12 protein-coding genes and 1 pseudogene are annotated in these 16,304 nt (G+C 57.1%); 3 read left to right on the top strand and 10 right to left on the bottom strand.

From position 1 onward, the window contains the following. Window positions 1-30: 30 nt before the first annotated feature. The 4 genes and pseudogenes from H7849_RS12585 to metG form a co-directional block, all read right to left on the bottom strand. Entirely contained in the window at window positions 31-1,020 is a 990-nt protein-coding gene (locus H7849_RS12585; protein ID WP_186746976.1) for a polyprenyl synthetase family protein, read from the bottom strand. A gap of 43 nt (window positions 1,021-1,063) precedes the next feature. Next, window positions 1,064-1,564: a YajQ family cyclic di-GMP-binding protein gene (locus H7849_RS12580; protein WP_186746974.1), complete on the bottom strand. Its 501-nt coding sequence runs from the start codon at window positions 1,562-1,564 to the stop codon at window positions 1,064-1,066. A gap of 47 nt (window positions 1,565-1,611) precedes the next feature. Continuing rightward, window positions 1,612-2,439 (bottom strand): TatD family hydrolase, encoded by an 828-nt coding sequence (locus H7849_RS12575; protein WP_186746972.1) that lies wholly within the window; start codon window positions 2,437-2,439, stop codon window positions 1,612-1,614. 11 nt (window positions 2,440-2,450) lie between these two features. Then, a pseudogene (gene metG, locus H7849_RS12570) lies at window positions 2,451-4,706 on the bottom strand (methionine--tRNA ligase); the annotation flags it as partial. A gap of 203 nt (window positions 4,707-4,909) precedes the next feature. Here metG and H7849_RS12565 point away from each other — a divergent pair. Beyond that, window positions 4,910-6,895: an arginine--tRNA ligase gene (locus tag H7849_RS12565; protein WP_186746969.1), complete on the top strand. Its 1,986-nt coding sequence runs from the start codon at window positions 4,910-4,912 to the stop codon at window positions 6,893-6,895. A gap of 143 nt (window positions 6,896-7,038) precedes the next feature. On the opposite strand, the gene pstS is transcribed toward H7849_RS12565, so the two are convergent. Then, the gene (gene pstS / locus H7849_RS12560) at window positions 7,039-8,109 is read right to left on the bottom strand and encodes a phosphate ABC transporter substrate-binding protein PstS (protein ID WP_186746967.1); all 1,071 of its coding nucleotides are present in this window, start codon (window positions 8,107-8,109) and stop codon (window positions 7,039-7,041) included. Window positions 8,110-8,181: 72 nt separating this feature from the next. On the opposite strand from pstS, the gene H7849_RS12555 reads away from it, so the two are divergent. Then, on the top strand, window positions 8,182-8,874 hold the full coding sequence (locus tag H7849_RS12555) for a type 1 glutamine amidotransferase domain-containing protein (protein ID WP_251106766.1): 693 nt from the start codon (window positions 8,182-8,184) through the stop codon (window positions 8,872-8,874). 71 nt (window positions 8,875-8,945) lie between these two features. Here the strand turns inward: H7849_RS12555 and H7849_RS12550 are convergent, their stop codons facing one another. The 4 genes from H7849_RS12550 to H7849_RS12535 all read right to left on the bottom strand — a co-directional run bounded on the left by H7849_RS12550 (window position 8,946) and on the right by H7849_RS12535 (window position 13,826). Next, entirely contained in the window at window positions 8,946-10,448 is a 1,503-nt protein-coding gene (locus H7849_RS12550; RefSeq protein ID WP_186747463.1) for a leucyl aminopeptidase, read from the bottom strand. Between the two features lie 400 nt (window positions 10,449-10,848). Continuing rightward, a complete protein-coding gene (locus H7849_RS12545; protein ID WP_186746965.1) occupies window positions 10,849-12,417 on the bottom strand; it encodes an ArnT family glycosyltransferase in 1,569 nt (522 codons plus the stop codon). 189 nt (window positions 12,418-12,606) lie between these two features. Continuing rightward, on the bottom strand, window positions 12,607-13,095 hold the full coding sequence (locus H7849_RS12540; RefSeq protein WP_186746963.1) for a hypothetical protein: 489 nt from the start codon (window positions 13,093-13,095) through the stop codon (window positions 12,607-12,609). 170 nt (window positions 13,096-13,265) lie between these two features. Further along, the gene (locus tag H7849_RS12535; RefSeq protein WP_186746961.1) at window positions 13,266-13,826 is read right to left on the bottom strand and encodes a hypothetical protein; all 561 of its coding nucleotides are present in this window, start codon (window positions 13,824-13,826) and stop codon (window positions 13,266-13,268) included. A gap of 528 nt (window positions 13,827-14,354) precedes the next feature. On the opposite strand from H7849_RS12535, the gene H7849_RS12530 reads away from it, so the two are divergent. Next, complete coding sequence (locus H7849_RS12530; RefSeq protein WP_186746959.1) at window positions 14,355-15,182, top strand: hypothetical protein; 828 nt, start codon at window positions 14,355-14,357, stop codon at window positions 15,180-15,182. 543 nt (window positions 15,183-15,725) lie between these two features. Here the strand turns inward: H7849_RS12530 and smpB are convergent. Further along, a complete protein-coding gene (gene smpB / locus H7849_RS12525; RefSeq protein ID WP_186746957.1) occupies window positions 15,726-16,268 on the bottom strand; it encodes an SsrA-binding protein SmpB in 543 nt (180 codons plus the stop codon). Between the last annotated feature and the right edge of the window lie 36 nt (window positions 16,269-16,304).

The following is a 16,304-nucleotide window of genomic DNA, read 5'->3' as shown; positions in this document are numbered from 1 at the left end:
ATAGCACAGTAGCGCGGAAGTGACTGATTGCTACTTATCGCGGGCGACGACAAAATCCGGTACCCAGAGGAGCGCACGCTTGAAGTCTGAATCCGGCAGGGAAGCAAGCGCGGCGCGCGCTCTTTCCGCGTGCCGGAAGGCGATGTTCATTGCGTAATCGACGGACTGGTTACGAGAGAGGATCGCAAGAATCTCTTTGTGTGTTACACGTTCGAAGTTCTGGTCCGTAAGCACGGTAAGGATCGCTTCACGATCGGTAGGAGTGCCGTTCTCAAGTGAGTGGATGACGGCAAGAGTTGCCTTCCCCTCACGCAGATCGCTGGCGACGGGCTTGCCTAGGACCTCTTCGCTTGCAGTGAGATCCAGTATGTCATCGACGATCTGGAAAGCTAGGCCGAGCGCATGGCCGTACTCGCCCATGGATGCTTCTGTCTTACCGTTCACCTTGGCGAGCACTGAGCCCAGCCTCATTGAGACTTCGAAGAGACAGGCGGTCTTGCGGTAGATCAGGTCGTTATATTCCCGCTCGGTGACCGGACGGCCCAGAGTCTCCATTTGTAGAAGTTCGCCCTCGACCATCTGTTGCGTCAGGCCGATGAGTAGATCGAGCACGCGGAAATTGCGTTCTTCCAGAGCGACACGGAAGGCCTGCATATAGAGCCAGTCACCGGCCAGCACGCATTTCGAATTACCCCACGTGGTGTTGGCTGAGGGGCGGCCACGGCGCGTATCTGCTGCATCGATGATGTCGTCGTGGACGAGGGTGGCCGTGTGCACCATTTCGACGACCGCGCCGAGGCGGACCATACCGCCTCCGGAATAACCCTGGGATTTTGCTGAGAGGAGCAGGAGTGAGGGCCGGATGCGTTTGCCGCCGCCTTCGCGCAGGTAGTCGGAAATTTCCGTGATGGCCTTGACGGAGGAGACGGCGTCATCGCCGAACTCGCGTTCGATGGCGCGCAGGTCATCGTGGAGAAGATCGAAGACTTCTTTCGCCGTCGCTATGGTCGTTGTACTCACTGGCTCTTCGCTCGTGCTCAAAAAACTGGGTCCTGCTCTTCCTTTAGTTCGACCGGTAGTTCGTAAACTGCATGTCGATGCCGAGGTCCTTCGCCTTCAGCATCGCGATCACTTCCTGTAGAGTATCGCGATCTTTGCTGCTGACACGAACGGTATCACCTTGAATGGATGCTTGCGCCTTCTTTTTGGAATCTTTAATGATGCGGACGATCTCCTTCGCCTTTTCGCCGGGGATGCCCTGCTGCAACGTGATCTTCTGGCGAACGCTCGATCCGGTGGCGGGTTCGAGCTTGCCATAGGTAAGCGCCTTGAGCGATATGCCGCGCTTGACCAGCTTTTGCGCAAGGATCTCCTTGACCGCCTCCAGCTTGTACTCGTCGGCGGAGGCAAGTTGGATAGCGTCGTCGCCTTCGAGCTTGATTTCCGAGTGCGAGTCCTTCAGATCGAAACGCGCGCGCACCTCTTTGATAGCCTGCTCGATTGCGTTACGCACTTCCTGTATGTCAACTTTGCTTACGATGTCGAATGAATTGTCCTGAGCCATACCCGATCTCGCTCTCTACGGCAGATTATCCGCGCAAACCACTGATCTCAGTGTGCCATGCTCGCTGTGATACTGAAAAATCGGTGAAAGTTTTCCGTGGTATGGGAAGCTACTTCGTCAGCAGACAGATTGCGGATTTCGGCCAGTTTTTCGGCGACTCCAGCGACCCAGGCGGGTTCGTTGCGCTTACCGCGATTGGGCACCGGAGCAAGAAATGGCGCGTCGGTTTCGACCAGCATGCGATCGAGTGGGACCTGCACGGCCACGTCGCGGATCGGCTGCGCCTTCGGGAAAGTAATGTTGCCCGCGAAGGAGATGAGAAAGCCGCAATCCATCGCGCGGCGGGCATGGTCCCATTCGCCGGTGAAGCAGTGCAGGATGCCGCCCAGTCCTTTCGGCGCCCATTCGGTTTCGATCGTGTCCAGCGTGTCGTCCCAGGCGTTGGTGCTGTTGTCCGAGGGACGGCAGTGGATGATGATGGGCTTTTTGTAGGCGGCAGCGATTTCCATTTGCTGGCGAAAGACTGTCTTCTGCGTGTCGCGCGGCGAGTGGTCATAGAAGTAGTCGAGCCCGATTTCGCCGCAGGCGATGACTTCCGGTTCCTGTAATAAGTTGTTGAGTTTGGTGAGCGCAGCTTCGTCGCAGAGCTGTGCTTCGTGGGGATGGACTCCTGCGGTGGCGAGGATGCGCGGCGTTTCCGGCCGGCCGGCATATTCGCGGCTCAGCTCAAGGGCGCGGTACATTGTATCCGGACCGTCGCCGATGCCGATGGAGAGCACGCTGCGCACGTCAGCCTGCCACGCGCGCTCGAGCAGGGCGTCGCGGTCCTCGTCGTAGCGCGGACTGTCGAGATGCGCGTGGGAATCGATGAGCAATTAGACCTCGCTTATTTCAGCCGCGCGCCGATTTCCACGTCTTCGAGGAAGCCGGCGAGCACCGGCTTGTCCTTTTCGCCTAAAGAAGCGGCGACGATCATGCCGTTTGACTCGAGTCCGCGCAGCTTGCGCGGCGCAAGGTTGGCGACGATGATGACCTTGCGGCCGATCAGCGATTCCGGCTCATAGGCTCCCGCAATTCCTGCAAGGATCTGGCGCGTTTCATAGCCGAGGTCGACTTCGAGACGCAGCAGCTTGTCAGCTTTCGGAACGCGCTCGGCGACTTTGATCTGCGCGACACGCAGCTCGACTTTGGCGAAGTCGTCGATCGTGATCTTATCCGGAACTGCGGGCGCCTCCGAAGCTGCCGTGGCTTGCGCCGCAGCTGGAGTTTCCCGCGGTCCGCCGGTGATATCGGCCCGGATCGCACCCGCGAATGCCGCCACTGTGCTGCTTTCGCTGGTGGATTCCGACATAGCGACGGCCAATCCGTCCACGATGGATTCAAGCTTCGAGGTGTGGTGCTCCGGGGCGGCGTGTGCTCTGCTCTGGCCTGCGGCTGCTGCCGCGCCTGCGACTTCGGCTGGAGCGGGCACGGCGGCTGGAGCCTCATCCGGTTTCGGGGTGTTGTTCTGCTGTTCGATTTCCTGCATACGTGTGATCGCGTCCTTTTCTGCGCGGGGAAAGACGGGGCCGAGTTCGCCGAGTTTTGTGCCGGGCTTGAGGTCTCCCCATTTGAGATTTTTCAGATCGGCTTTCTTGATGTCGCCGAGGCCCAATTGAGCCCATACTCTGGCGGCTGCGTCGGGAATGATGGGATAGACGAGCGCGGTGATGATGCGGATGGCTTCGGCTGCGGTATAGAGAATTTCTGCGCGGTATTTTTCCTGCTCTTCTTTTGAAAAGCCAACAAGATCTTTCCAAGGCGCTTTGCTGGTCAATTCGCCGTCTACCATTGCAACGACGAACCATATTCTCTCAAGAGCAGCGGCAAATCGAAGATTGTCGTAGTCCTCTGCTACAGGCTCAATCGCACCTTGGGCTATATCCTGTAGTAGAACTAGGCCGCCTGTTTCACTATGCGGGGGCCGCAAGGGATCCCCTGATAAATTCGGAGTAGTTCTTATGTCCGCTTCCGGAATTGCTTCGTCAAAATATTTCTGAATCATAGTCAGCGTGCGGCTAACGAGATTTCCGTAGCCATTAGCCATGTCAGCGTTATAGCGCTGAACTAACGCATCGAATGAAAAACTGCCATCCTGCCCAAATCTAATTTCGCGCAACAGGAAGTAGCGCAGCGCATCGGCTCCGAGGACATCGAGAATCGTTTCGGCGCGCACGATGTTGCCGCGCGACTTTGACATTTTGCTTTCTTCAAAGAGCAGCCAGCCGTGGGCGACGATGCTCTTTGGCAGCGGCAGTCCGGCGGCCATCAGGAACGCGGGCCAATAGACGCAGTGGAAGCGACTGATCTCCTTGCCCACGATTTGCAGATCGGCGGCCCAGTAGCGATCGAACTTCGATGCGTCGCTGCTCCCGTAGCCGAGAGCAGTGATGTAGTTGGCGAGCGCGTCGAGCCAGACGTAGATGACGTGCTGCTCGTCGCCGGGAACGGGGATGCCCCACTTGATGCTGGTGCGGCTTACGGACAGATCCTTGAGGCCGCTGCGCACGAACGAGATCACCTCGTTGCGGCGCGTCTCGGGGCGGATGAAGTCGGGGTTTGCATCGTAGAACTCAAGTAGCTTGCGCTCAAAGGCCGAGAGCTTGAAGAAGTAGTTCTCTTCACTGAGGGTTTCTGTGGGACGGCCGCAGTCCGGACACGGAGCACCCGGAGGAACATCGACGAAAGCCTCATCGAAGACGCAATACTGGCCGGTATACGAGCCCTTGTAAATGTATCCGCGTTCCTTAAGCAGAGTGAAGAATTTCTGCACGGCCTGCTTGTGGCGCGGCTCGGTGGTGCGGATGAAGTCGTCGTAGGTGAGACCCAAGCGGTCCCACAGGCCGCGAAATTCTGCTGCGACTTTGTCGGTGAAGTGCTGCGGGTCGATTCCGGCCTGCTTTGCAGAACGCTCGATCTTCTGGCCGTGCTCGTCGGTTCCGGTGAGGAACCAGGTGTCGATGCCGAGGGCGCGCTTGCGACGTGCGATCGCATCGGCCACGATGGTGGTGTATGCATGGCCAATGTGCGGGCGAGCGTTGACGTAGTAGATCGGGGTGGTGAGGTAAAACTTTTCGGGGTTCGACATGCGCAGATATTTCTTGAAGTTACTCTCTTTATCTTAGCTCAGGCAATGGCGCGCCCAATATCTCGAGAGATGTGGGAACAGGAATCCTGGGTGAAACGATCTGTCAAACCCACATCTTTTCGCGATGTGGGGAACCAGCAGTTCTCCCTGTTAGAATCAAGTAATAAAATCAAGTATTTGACCCGGCGCGCCGCGCACACATTTCCCGGTGAACCCACGTGTATTTAAGAGAACAGAAGAAGCTGCTTGAACGTCTGCGCGCTGTGCTGCGCGACAAGTTCCAGGTTGAGTTGGACACAATTGCCATTGAGCAGCCGCCCGAGATCAAGTTCGGCGAGTATGCGCTGCCGATTGCGTTTGAACTGGCCCGCAAGTTGAAGAATGCTCCGCGCAAGATCGCCGACGAGATAGTGACGGAGTTGTCTCCGCTGGAAGGCTTTGCCGGATTCGAGGTTGCCGGCGCGGGGTACATCAATGCGCGGCTGGATCGCGGGGTCGCGGTTTGCGATGTTGCAGCAGGCGCAGATGTTGAGATTGCCGGTGGTGGTCTGCATTCTCTGGTGGAGCACACGAGCATCAATCCCAATAAGGCTGCGCACGTGGGCCACCTGCGGAATGCGATCCTTGGCGATACGTTCGTGCGCCTGCTGCGTGCTATCGGGCAAAAGGTCGATGTGCAGAACTACATCGACAACACCGGGGTGCAGGTGGCCGATGTGGTTGTGGGGCTGATGCATCTTGAGGGAATGTCGCTCGGCGATGTGCAGGCGTTGATGGCGAAGCTTGCGGCGAGCGGCGAGCGCATCGATTACTACTGCTGGGATTTGTATGCGCGCGTTTCGCAGTGGTATGAGGAGAATGAGGCGCAAAAGCAGGCGCGCAAGCAGGTCAGGCTCGATACATTGCACGCGATCGAGCATGGCGGCAATGAAGAGTCACAGGTTGGCGAGCTGATTTCGACAGCGGTGCTGCGGCGGCATCTCGAAACCATGTTGCGGCTTGATATCGAGTACGATCTGCTGCCACGCGAGAGCGAGATTCTGCACCTGCACTTCTGGAATCTGGCTTTCGAGCAGTTGAAGGCCAAGGGCGTGCTCTATTTCGAGACAGAAGGCAAGAACAAGGGCTGTTGGGTAATGACCAGAGCTGGTGCCGCCCAGACCGAAGATGCCGCTGACGGCCCCGACGAGGACGCGAAGGTCATCGTGCGCTCGAATGGGACGGTGACGTATGTCGGCAAGGACATTGCGTATCACCTGTGGAAGTTCGGCCTGCTTGGGCGCGACTTTGGCTACCAGAAATTTTTCGAGTATCCAAATCACACGTGTTGGATTTCAGCAGACCAAGGCGAGCCGGATCATCCGCACTTTGGCGGTGCACAGGCAATTTATAATGTGATCGACTCGCGGCAGTCTGATCCGCAGGCAAACGTGATTGAGGCTCTGCGCGGGCTCGGCTATACGGATCAGGCGGCGCATTACACGCACTTCTCGTACGAAATGGTTGCGCTCACTCCGCGCTGCGCTGAGGAGCTTGGGTATGAGGTTGCGGAAGAAGATCGTGGGCGGCCTTACATCGAGGTCTCAGGACGCAAGGGCTTTGGCGTGAAGGCTGACGATCTGATCGACAAGCTGATCGCCGCATCGCGATCGGAAGTGGACAAGCGCCACCCCGAATTGAGCGCCGAAGAGCGCGTACAGATTGCGAACGAAATCGCGATCGGCGCGCTGCGCTACTTCATGCTGAAGTACACACGCAACAGCGTCATTGCTTTCGACTTCAAGGACGCGCTGAGCTTTGAAGGCGAGACGGGGCCTTACATCCAGTACGCCGTTGTCCGCACGCGCAGCATCTTTCGCAAGGGCGATATCACTGCGGAGCAGGCGATGGCTGAATTCGCGGGCGTGGATGCTTCTCCGTACCTTACCGGAGAAGACGGCGACAGCATCTGGCAGGTGTGGTTGCGGGCTGCGAAGACGACTCTGCTACTCGACCAGTGCATCGCGACGGCGGAACCTGCGTATCTGGCGAAGCATGCCTTCCAGCTGGCGCAGGAGTTCAGCAATTTCTACCGCAAGCACCACATCCTGACCGAGGCCTATCCTGAGCGAAAGAAGTTTCTGCTGGCCACGGCTGCGATTGCGCAGCGCGAGTTGATTCGATCGCTGGCGTGGCTGGGGATTAGTGCTCCGGAAGTGATGTGAGTCGAAGCTTCTTCATTCGATGGTCGCCATTCTGACCCCGGGCGAGGTGAAGGGGAAGAATTTTAGCGATCTGCCTACATCGCTGAGATTCTTCCTCCTTTCGGTCGTCAGAATGAAGGCTCTAACACAACTATCGCCCTGACCTACTGCAGTGGCTGTCCGTCGGCGGTGAGCGTTTGCAATTGCTGCTGATCGTATTGCTTCACTCCGTCGGGCAGAGGCGCGTAATTCAGTGTGCCTGCGGTTGCTTGTCCATCTGTGATGATGTACTGCGCAAAATTTTTCAGTGCGGTGCGTTTTGCCTTGCCTGCGCCGTCTTTCGGGATGATGAGAAAGGTCAGGCCGGAGATTGGATAGGCATCGGCGGCTGAGGCTGGGGGATTTACGATCGGAAGGCGAGGATCCTGCGAAAGCTGCCCACTGAAGGCATTGATGGCGGCGGTTGTTGCGGCGGCAGTAGCGGCGACATACTGTCCAGCTTGATTCTTGATCTTTGCTACAGGCAGATGATTCTGTTCGGCATAGGTCAATTCGACGTAGCCAATTGCGCCCGGAGATTGGCGAATGTTTCCAGTAACGCCTTCACTGCCTTTGCCTCCGATGCCGACAGGCCAACTCACGGAATTGCCTTTGCCAACCTTTGCCTGCCATTCAGGGCTGACAGCTGAGAGGTAGGTCGTAAAGATGTTCGTAGTGCCGCTGCCTTCTGCGCGGTGTGAAACGACGACGGGCTGTTTGGGCAGCGTGACACCCGGATTGTCCTTTGCGATTGCCGAATCTTGCCAAGTCTTGATTGTGCCGAGAAAGATGCCCGCAAGGGAGTCGGCTGAAAGTTGTAGCGGCTGTTTCAGGTCAGGGAGGTTGTAGGTAATGCAGACCGGTCCAGCCGATTCCGGAATCTGGATCACGGGCTTCATTTCGCCGAGCTGCTGGTCATCCAGTGCTGCGTCGGATGCTCCGAAGTCTACAGTGCCCGATTTAACCTGTTGGATTCCGCCACCGGAGCCGATGGACTGATAGTTGATTTGAACGTTCTTGTGAACCCCAGAGAAGTCCTGAATCCAGCGTTGCATTACCGGATATACAAATGTGCTGCCTGCTCCGGAAAGCGCTACATTTTCCGAGCCGCTGTTTGAGTTGCATCCCGCGAAGCCGAACAGGGTAAGCGTGAGAGTTGCTGCCGCGAACTTTTGGATCGTCGTGAAGTTCCGCACTTGAATCCCTCCTCTTTGAATGTCTGTTGTTTGCATCCGTTCAGACGGATGCTTCCTGCCTAGGCTTATTCAATGAAAATTTATATTCAGTCTCAGGGTTTTGCACGGCGTTCTCTGGCAACCGCATCCGTGAGAGCGTCTTCCTACAAAGTAAAGCACGCAAAATCCAGATGGTATGCCGCAGAAGTGGAGGTAGATGGCATGCAGCAAAACCTGACAGGTAAGAGAGTCGCAATTCTAGCCACGGATGGCTTTGAACAGGTTGAACTTACCGAACCGAAGAAGGCACTCGAACAAGCCGGCGCCGTGACCGAGGTGATCTCGCCGAAGTCCGGCGAAATCCGAGGGTGGAAGTCTAAAGACTGGGGCGACTCTATAAGGGTCGATAAAGCACTGGGCAGCGCCAGCCCGAGCGACTACGACGCGCTGGTGTTGCCCGGTGGCGTCGCGAATCCCGACCACCTTCGCATGGATGAGACGGCTGTGCGCTTTGTGAAGGAGTTTGCGCAATCGGGCAAGCCGGTTGCCGCGATTTGTCACGGGCCGTGGACATTGATCGAAGCTGGAGTGGTGAAGGGTCATACACTGACCTCATGGCCGTCGTTGAAGACCGACTTGAAGAACGCCGGCGCGAACTGGGTCGATAAAGAAGTGGTGCTCGATGGGAATTTCATTACCAGTCGAAAGCCAGAGGATCTTCCGGCTTTCAATAAGAAGGTGATCGAAGAAATTGCGGATGGGAAACATCTGAAGGCTGCCTCTTAAAGTCGTGCTCTGTTCGACAAGAAAGCGCGCCATTTCGGCGCGCTTTCTTATTTCTAACTTACGTTTAAGCCCTACTTTGCGTAGCTGCGGACCCATTCGACGATGCTGCGTACCGCTACCCCGGTCGGTCCTTTGGCGGTCCAGGGCTTGGCGTCGTCCTGCCAGGCCATGCTGGCAATGTCGAGGTGTATCCAGGGTGTGTCTTCGGCGAACTCCTTGAGGAACATGGCGGCGGTGATGGCCCCGCCGTAGCGGCCTCCGGTGTTCTTGATGTCGGCAATGTCGGAACGGATCTGCTCGCGGTAGTCATCGTCGAGCGGCAGACGCCAGAAGCGTTCGCCGGACTTTGTCAGACCGTCGGTGAAGTGCTGGAAGGCGTCTTCGTCGTTGGAGAAGACTCCGGCGTTGATCTGGCCAAGGGCTACGGCTACGGCTCCGGTGAGCGTGGCGGCGTTGATGAGATGCGTTGCTCCTAGCTGTCTTGCATAGGCGAGACCGTCGGCGAGAACGAGGCGGCCTTCAGCGTCCGTATTGATCACGTCGATGGTCTTGCCGGACATGGCCGTGAGCACATCCCCAGGCTTGTAGGCGCTGCCGGAAGGCATGTTCTCGGTGGCGCAGACGATGGCAATGACGCTGACCGCCGGCTTGAGCTGGGCGATGGCGCGCATGGCTCCGATCATGGCCGCGCCTCCGGCCATGTCGTACTTCATCTTCTCCATGTTGTCGGAGGGCTTGATGGAGATGCCTCCGGTGTCGAAAGTGATGCCTTTGCCGACGAGGCCGATGACGGGGCCGTCAGCAGGGGCATTGGCAGGCTCGTAGCGGATCACGATCAGCGCTGGCGGTTCTTCGGAGCCTTGGGCGACGCCGATGAAAGCGCCCATCTTGAGTTCGTGGAGCTTTTCCATGCCGAAAACGTCGCATTTGAGGCCGACTTCCTGTGCCATTTCGGCTGCCCTCTGGCCGAGGATGGTCGGGGTCATGCGGTTTCCCGGCTCGTTGACCAGGGTGCGGGTGAAGTTCTGCGATTCGGCGATGATGACGCCTTCGTTGAAGCCGGCTTCGGCGGCCTTCGGGTCGAGGCTGGCCGGAGTGAGTACGGTGAGTGACTGGATGCTCTGGTCTTTGCGGTCGCTACGGTAGGTGTCCGGGTCGAAGTCGGCGAGGATTGCTCCCTCGGCGGCGGCGCGGGCGGTTGCGGCTGCGTTGAAGGTGGTGGGGAGCAGGACGGTCAGCTCGCGCAGCTTGCGGGGCTTGGCGAAGCGAACGGCCGTTCCTGCGGCCTTACGGACGTCATGGACGGTACATTTTGCGGACTTGCCGAGTCCGACGAGGAGCAGTCGCCTGGCTTTGAGGCCTGCGGGCGCATGCAGCAGGATGGCTTCGTTGCCGCCGCTGGCGAATTCGCCTGTTGTCAAGACATTGGCGGCGGCTTTCTGGATGGCTTCTTCATCTGCCAGGAGCGAGATTTCGGGCTTGGCGTCCTTGCCGGTGGCTGCGTCAGTCGTAAAGACGACGAGGAGTTCGGTTTCGATGGCGGCTGCGGAGCCAGTCTGGAGGGTGGTCTTCATGTTTCCAGTGTAACCATTGCCATCGCGTGAAGCGGCGCTCGCTATTCGCTCGCTCTGACACTCAGGTGACATTGCCCTGGTAGATTAACCCTGAGTCCCCCCTACTAATTCGTAAATTAGCTGTTTTCATATACTTAGATATGTTTTTGCGCTAAATTCCCTTGTTTCAGCTAGTTACGAGGTGTTCTTTGGCGTGGTTTCTTTGGAATCAGCGAGTTAGCTGGTCTCTTGAGGCAAGCGTCCTATTTCTATTTTATCTGACTGAGTCGAAATAGTACGCCAGTAGTTGTTGGAACGAATAAATTATCTCTGAGCTGGGATTCCAATTTGGGAAAAGGAATCCACCTGAATTTCTGTGCGTACCGCGACGGTTGTGTCTTTCAGGACTGCGAGTGGCGACTCATCTCCAGCGTTTGAGCTCTGGCCAGAATGTTTGCAGGTTCCACTTGAAACCGCGGCAGTGATAGATCGGCAGCCATTCGTCCGGGCGTGAGAGCGGGTCTTTCGTGTCGCCGATGACCGAGTAGCTGGCGCAGTCGTTCTGCATATTGCTCTCGTCGCCCTCGCCCAGGACGATGAGGCTCTCGCCGGTGTACTGACGCGGACCCCAGATCCAGTAGTTCTGATGTCCACCGATGGCTTTGGGAAGGCCGTACTTCGGCCCGAAGAAATCGATGGCTCCGGCTTCGCCGTAGTTGTTCGCGAAGATCGCTGTTTTCTGCTGGTCTTCAGGAGAGAGCGTGTGGTAGTAGGCAGCCACCCGTTGCGTCATCCCTTCCCAGCCAAACATGTCCGCGTAGAGCTGCGGCAAGACTCCCTCGCGGGAGTGCTCGAACTTCTGCTGCTCGATGCCCATTCTCTGCTCGTAGGCAAGAAAATGGGAAACGCTGAGGATGGGCAGAATCGTGGGCGCATAGATGCCGCTGATGGCGGTGATGGCCAAAGCGAGAGCAGGCTTGGCCCAGATCCAACGCTTGTGGCTGGTTACCGATTCGAGCCACACCGCCCCGCCGGCGAACATGATGGGATAGACGGGCGCGACGTAGTACATCTTGCCGTGGAGAAGCATCATTTCCGCGAGAAAGATGAGATAGGCCCATCCGAGAACGCGGAAACGCTGTCCTTGGCGCGAAAAGAAGAAGATGAGGGCAAACGGCACAAGCAAAGCTGCGACAAAACCCAACATCTGCGCCTGCGCCAGAAGGTAGGGTAGGGGAGAGAGCACGATGTCGCGGCCGCTCTCGCGAATGTTGTGCATCAACTGAAGAAACGGGAACTGATGCTGCCATTGCCACAGGAAGTTGGGTAGGGCGATGACAGCGGCGAGAGCGCAGCCCAGCCAGAACCAGCGACGACGCAGACTCTGACGAAGGGGCGTAAGGCAAAGGCCGATGATTACGCCTGAAAGCCAAAAAATAACGGCGTATTTGTTGAGAATCGTGATTCCCGACAGGACGCCAATCGCGAGCCAAAGACGCTCATTACCACTTTTCGCCACAAATACGATGAGCAAGGCAATCACGGTCCAGAGCAGCGGGTCGAAGGCATTCATGGTAAACAGGTGCGAGAGAGCCAATGAGACGGGGGCCATCAATGCCGCAAGCGACGCCAGGAACATTGCCCAGCGGCGACCTCCCAACTCGCGCGCAAGCCGACCGGCAAGAACGATAGTCGCGACGCCTGCAAGGGCGGACGGGAGCCTTAACGCCCAGAGCGATGTGCCGATGGTGTGCTGGAGAAGCCACGCGATTCCGGCGATCAAGGGGGGCTGGTCGACATATCCCCATGCAAGATGTTCGCCGCATGCGAGGTAGTAGAGTTCATCGCGAAAATATCCGTAGTTCGGCCCGGCGATGAAATAGAGAACAATGCGCACGAAGGCGACATAGCAGACGATGGCTGTTCCAGAAGTGAGAACAGAAGACTCGCGGTCTTCTTTAACAGCCGGATCGGTCGTGGTTGCGCTCATTGGATCAGGTACGGATCAAACGACCGAAATGTTCAGGCCGGCTGAGATCACGAGGTTGGTCAACAGTGTCGTGGGATTGCATATTGCTTTCTCGGATAGGTCTTGTATGCTTCTCTTGTAAGCTCCGATCCAGCCGACTATCGCAGACTGAATTCCTAAGACAACGCTGCAGGCGCTGCCTTGGCGCGCTTACATCTCGCGGACAAAGAGAAGAGTCTTCTGCCCGTTGTCGAGAGCGGCAATCACGCGCACCTGCTCTCCTTTTCCCGGATCAAATCTCTCGGCGCGCGCCGCGCCGGTTGCGGTCTCAGCAACGGCGGTATCGCCGATCTGGAAGGTCTCCTCGGAGCCTGAATCGGTTTTGATGGTCAGCGCATGTTTGTTGAATTTGACAACGGTCCCGGTGTCCTTCTCAATCGGTCCGGCCCCCAGGTTTTGCAGGGCAACGACGGTGCGGTCGCTGGATTGGCCAAAGCCGCCCCCGAAGTAATACACGATGACCTGCGCGCCCTTATCCTTAAAGGTGTCCGCAGGCATGGTGCGGGAGCGAATGTCATTCTCAAACAAGAGCGCAACATCGGACTTGGTTTGTTCGTTGAAGAGCCCGAAGGAGCCGTCGTTGGTGTTGACGACGATTGTTTTTGCGGCCGGATTAATTGCGGTCACAGTACCGGACAAGGCATGGACCACTTCCTGAGCGCTTGCAACGAAAGAGGCAGTGAGAGAGAACCCGGTAAGCAAACAGACCGTGAAGCACCGCCTTAGCATGATTTCTTTCCTTTCTTCTTGCGATTCGACTGTGATGCCATCAGGAGAGCGCCTACCAGACTAGTACAACTCGCATCCCTTCAGGAAGCGGGCTGGCCTGTGGTTGGTTGTACTTGTTTCGCGTTCAGCAGAGACGGATCGCAGCTGGCATCACCCGCCTCACAAGCTAACGCGTTGCGCTGGCGTGCGGTATCGGCAATCTGCTTCGCCTCCGACGGACTCAGCTGAGAGGTATCGCAATAACCCTCACCGCTTTTGCAGGCAATAAAATTTCTTTGGTGAGCGATGACCGCTGCTTGCTTTGCTTCGGTGGGCGTCAGCAGAGATTTGTCACACTCACCTTGCCCGGTCTCGCACGCGAGAAGGTTCCTTTCGTGCTCGAGACTCTTCACTTCAGACAACTGGGCGGGCGACAGCGCCGAGTGATTGCAGATGCCTGACCCCGTCTCGCAATTAGCAAGATTTTGCAGGCTGATAATCCCGGCAACATCCTGTGTCTCAGCTGGAGTCAAGAGAGCTTTGTTGCAGAAATCTGTAGTCGTTTCACAGGACAGGAGATTCTGACGATGGGCGGAATCCTGCGCTTCCTTTAGCTCTGCCGGAGCTAATATCGAGCGATTGCAGTCGCTGTAGTCGACCATGCAGGCCCATAGAGCCTTATCGTGGTGCAGGGCTGCGATCTGCTTGGCGTGCGTGCTTGTCAACTGTGAATGATTGCAGCCTGGGAAGTTATCCAGGCAGCTCAGTAGGTTTGCCTTTCTTGCATTGAGAGCCGATTGACCGTACGCGGCACAGACGAAAGTTCCAATCAGCAGACAACATACTGCAAAGGACTTCATGTATCCTCCTCACTCCCCGAGGGTCATGAAGAGGCCGAAGCAAGCTACGGGCCAAGAAACAAGGAAAGACGTCAGGCAGAAACATTTCACAACACCGAATACCGACTCTGAGTCAGCATTTTGACCGGGTTTGGTGGCTTGCTCTAGTCCCTTCCGACCACTGATTAGACGCATTTGGTCGCAGAATGTAACTAATATTTTAGTTGTTGCCAGCCGGTTCGGGGAACTAGAGTTGACTTGCTGTATGGGCTCGAGCCATAAATCTTCTTCCACGGTCCCTGCTATGATGGCCGCAAGACTCCCCCAAAAAAGACAATTCAGGATCGAATTATGGCCACAGGAAGGCGACCCATTCGTCGCCAACAAGCCATCTTTGCGGTCTGCCTTACATTGCTGGTCATTGGTTGCCGAGAGGGCAGAGTCAGTTCCACCGCCACGAGTACGACACGTGCGAAAGCTGGGCATTTTTACAGCACCACGTTTCCACGGTCGGAGAAGCCGATCAGTGAGAGCGGAAACTGGGTGGGAGGAAGCGACGCGGGAGCGAGTTTCTGGGCGGGCGGGAGTTTTCTTGAAGGGGAGCGTCTGTGGGGCAACGTGCAAACCGTCTCCGGTTTCTCTTATGGCGTGGATGAGCCTACCAAGTACGGCGATCCGACTGCCATTCTTACCGGCACATGGAGCCCGACACAGACGGCTACGGCTACGGTCAAGCTCAACAAAATACCGACGGGCGGTTGCTGCCACGAAGTCGAATTGCGGCTCAGGACGACGATCGCTGACCACAGCATCACGGGCTATGAAGCCTATTGCAGCGTTATGCCTGACAAGCCGTATTGCCACATTGCCCGATGGAATGGTCCCAACGGCAGTTACTGGAACTTCGAGACAGGGAATAGCTCAGCATATCTGTCGGATGGTGACGTGATTCGGGCCACTGCAACCGGGGCGAATCCGACTGTGATCACCCTGTATAAGAACGGCACACAGATTCTGCAGGCTACGGATTCGGGGGCTGCGGGAGGAGGGTTTGGGGCGTTTGGACCCTGGACCTCGGGGAATCCTGGCATCGGCTTCTACGATGATCACGACAGCCATTGGAAGGATTTTGGCCTGTCGTCCTTCAGCGCCACGGATGGTACAGAGCTGGGCCGCTAAGGCGAGGTCACTCAGGGATAGGGCTCATTGGATTTCACGATCCGATGCGATGATCGGAAAATTTGTAATGGCCTCCCGGCAGTTCGATCTTGGGCATATGGCAGGTCACGCACTTGCTTTTCGAGACTGAACAGGCCTTGGCTCCCGGTTTCCCGCCGTTATGGCAGGCCTGGCACTGCATCGTAATCCTCGGGCTGAGAGATCTCTTCTTCGTGTGGGTTATGGCAAGCAACACAGCATCCGGGGCGTTGTCCGGGTCGTAACATTGGCTGCCCGTAAGGCGATAGGGCTGGAAGCGAATATTCTCAATACTAGGCTTTCCCTGCATGGCAATTTCGGCCCAGGTGCGGAATCATCTTAACCAGCGTCAGCTGGGCTCCGTGAGCTGCATTCGTGGCGTGGCACCCGAAGCAGAGCACCTTTTCATCGGGGCTGATCAGGCGTCCGGCGGCTTCATTGTTCCGAGAGGGCTAACGGCGGATCGGCGTCGTGAAGGCGTTTTTATTCAGGCGCGAATCGCGCGAGTCCTAGGCAGCGAGGTTTTCACGCACCCTTATTGCGGGCGATTGCCGCTCGGGCTTCGCGATCGGCTTCGCGGCGGCGTTCGGTTTCGCGCTTATCCCAGTCCTGCTTACCTTTGGCTACGGCTAATTCGCACTTAACGCGCCCGTTGCGGAAATAAAGGCGGGTGGGGATGAGCGTAAATCCCTTTTGCTGCGTCTTGCTCAGTAGTTTGCGGATTTCCTCGCTGTGCAGCAATAGCTTACGAGTGCGGAGCGACTCGTGATTGGTGTAGCTGCCGTGAGAGTACGGACCGATATGCGCGTTGAGCAGAAAGGCCTCGCCGTCTTTGATGATGCCGTAGGCGTCTTTGAGATTGGCTTTGCCTTCGCGGATGGACTTGACCTCTGTCCCAAGGAGGGCGACGCCCGCCTCGAATTTGTCGAGGAGGAAATAGTTGTGTCCGGCAGCGCGGTTGACAGACGCATCACGGGTGCCGGACGCGACCGGGTCTCTGGGCCGCGACTGGGGTTTGGATTTCGGAGGGGCGGCCGGAGCCACCTGATGGCTGGTTTGGCGGGCCATGGGTACAAAATCTAATGCTAGCATGCAAGGCAGATG

Source organism: Alloacidobacterium dinghuense (assembly GCF_014274465.1).
Classification (GTDB): Bacteria; Acidobacteriota; Terriglobia; order Terriglobales; family Acidobacteriaceae; genus Alloacidobacterium; species Alloacidobacterium dinghuense.
The sequence above is the reverse complement of the archived record's forward strand: the minus strand, read 5'-3'. Positions and strand labels throughout refer to the sequence as shown.

Bases quoted from the DNA above. Each gene is read 5' to 3' on its own strand.
- H7849_RS12530 (WP_186746959.1), top strand. From the start codon at position 14,355: ATGGCCACAGGAAGGCGACCCATTCGTCGCCAACAAGCCATCTTTGCG.
- H7849_RS12550 (WP_186747463.1), bottom strand. From the start codon at position 10,448: ATGAAGACCACCCTCCAGACTGGCTCCGCAGCCGCCATCGAAACCGAA.
- smpB (WP_186746957.1), bottom strand. From the start codon at position 16,268: ATGGCCCGCCAAACCAGCCATCAGGTGGCTCCGGCCGCCCCTCCGAAA.
- H7849_RS12545 (WP_186746965.1), bottom strand. From the start codon at position 12,417: ATGAGCGCAACCACGACCGATCCGGCTGTTAAAGAAGACCGCGAGTCT.
- H7849_RS12535 (WP_186746961.1), bottom strand. From the start codon at position 13,826: ATGGTCGACTACAGCGACTGCAATCGCTCGATATTAGCTCCGGCAGAG.
- H7849_RS12555 (WP_251106766.1), top strand. From the start codon at position 8,182: ATGAAAATTTATATTCAGTCTCAGGGTTTTGCACGGCGTTCTCTGGCA.
- H7849_RS12580 (WP_186746974.1), bottom strand. From the start codon at position 1,564: ATGGCTCAGGACAATTCATTCGACATCGTAAGCAAAGTTGACATACAG.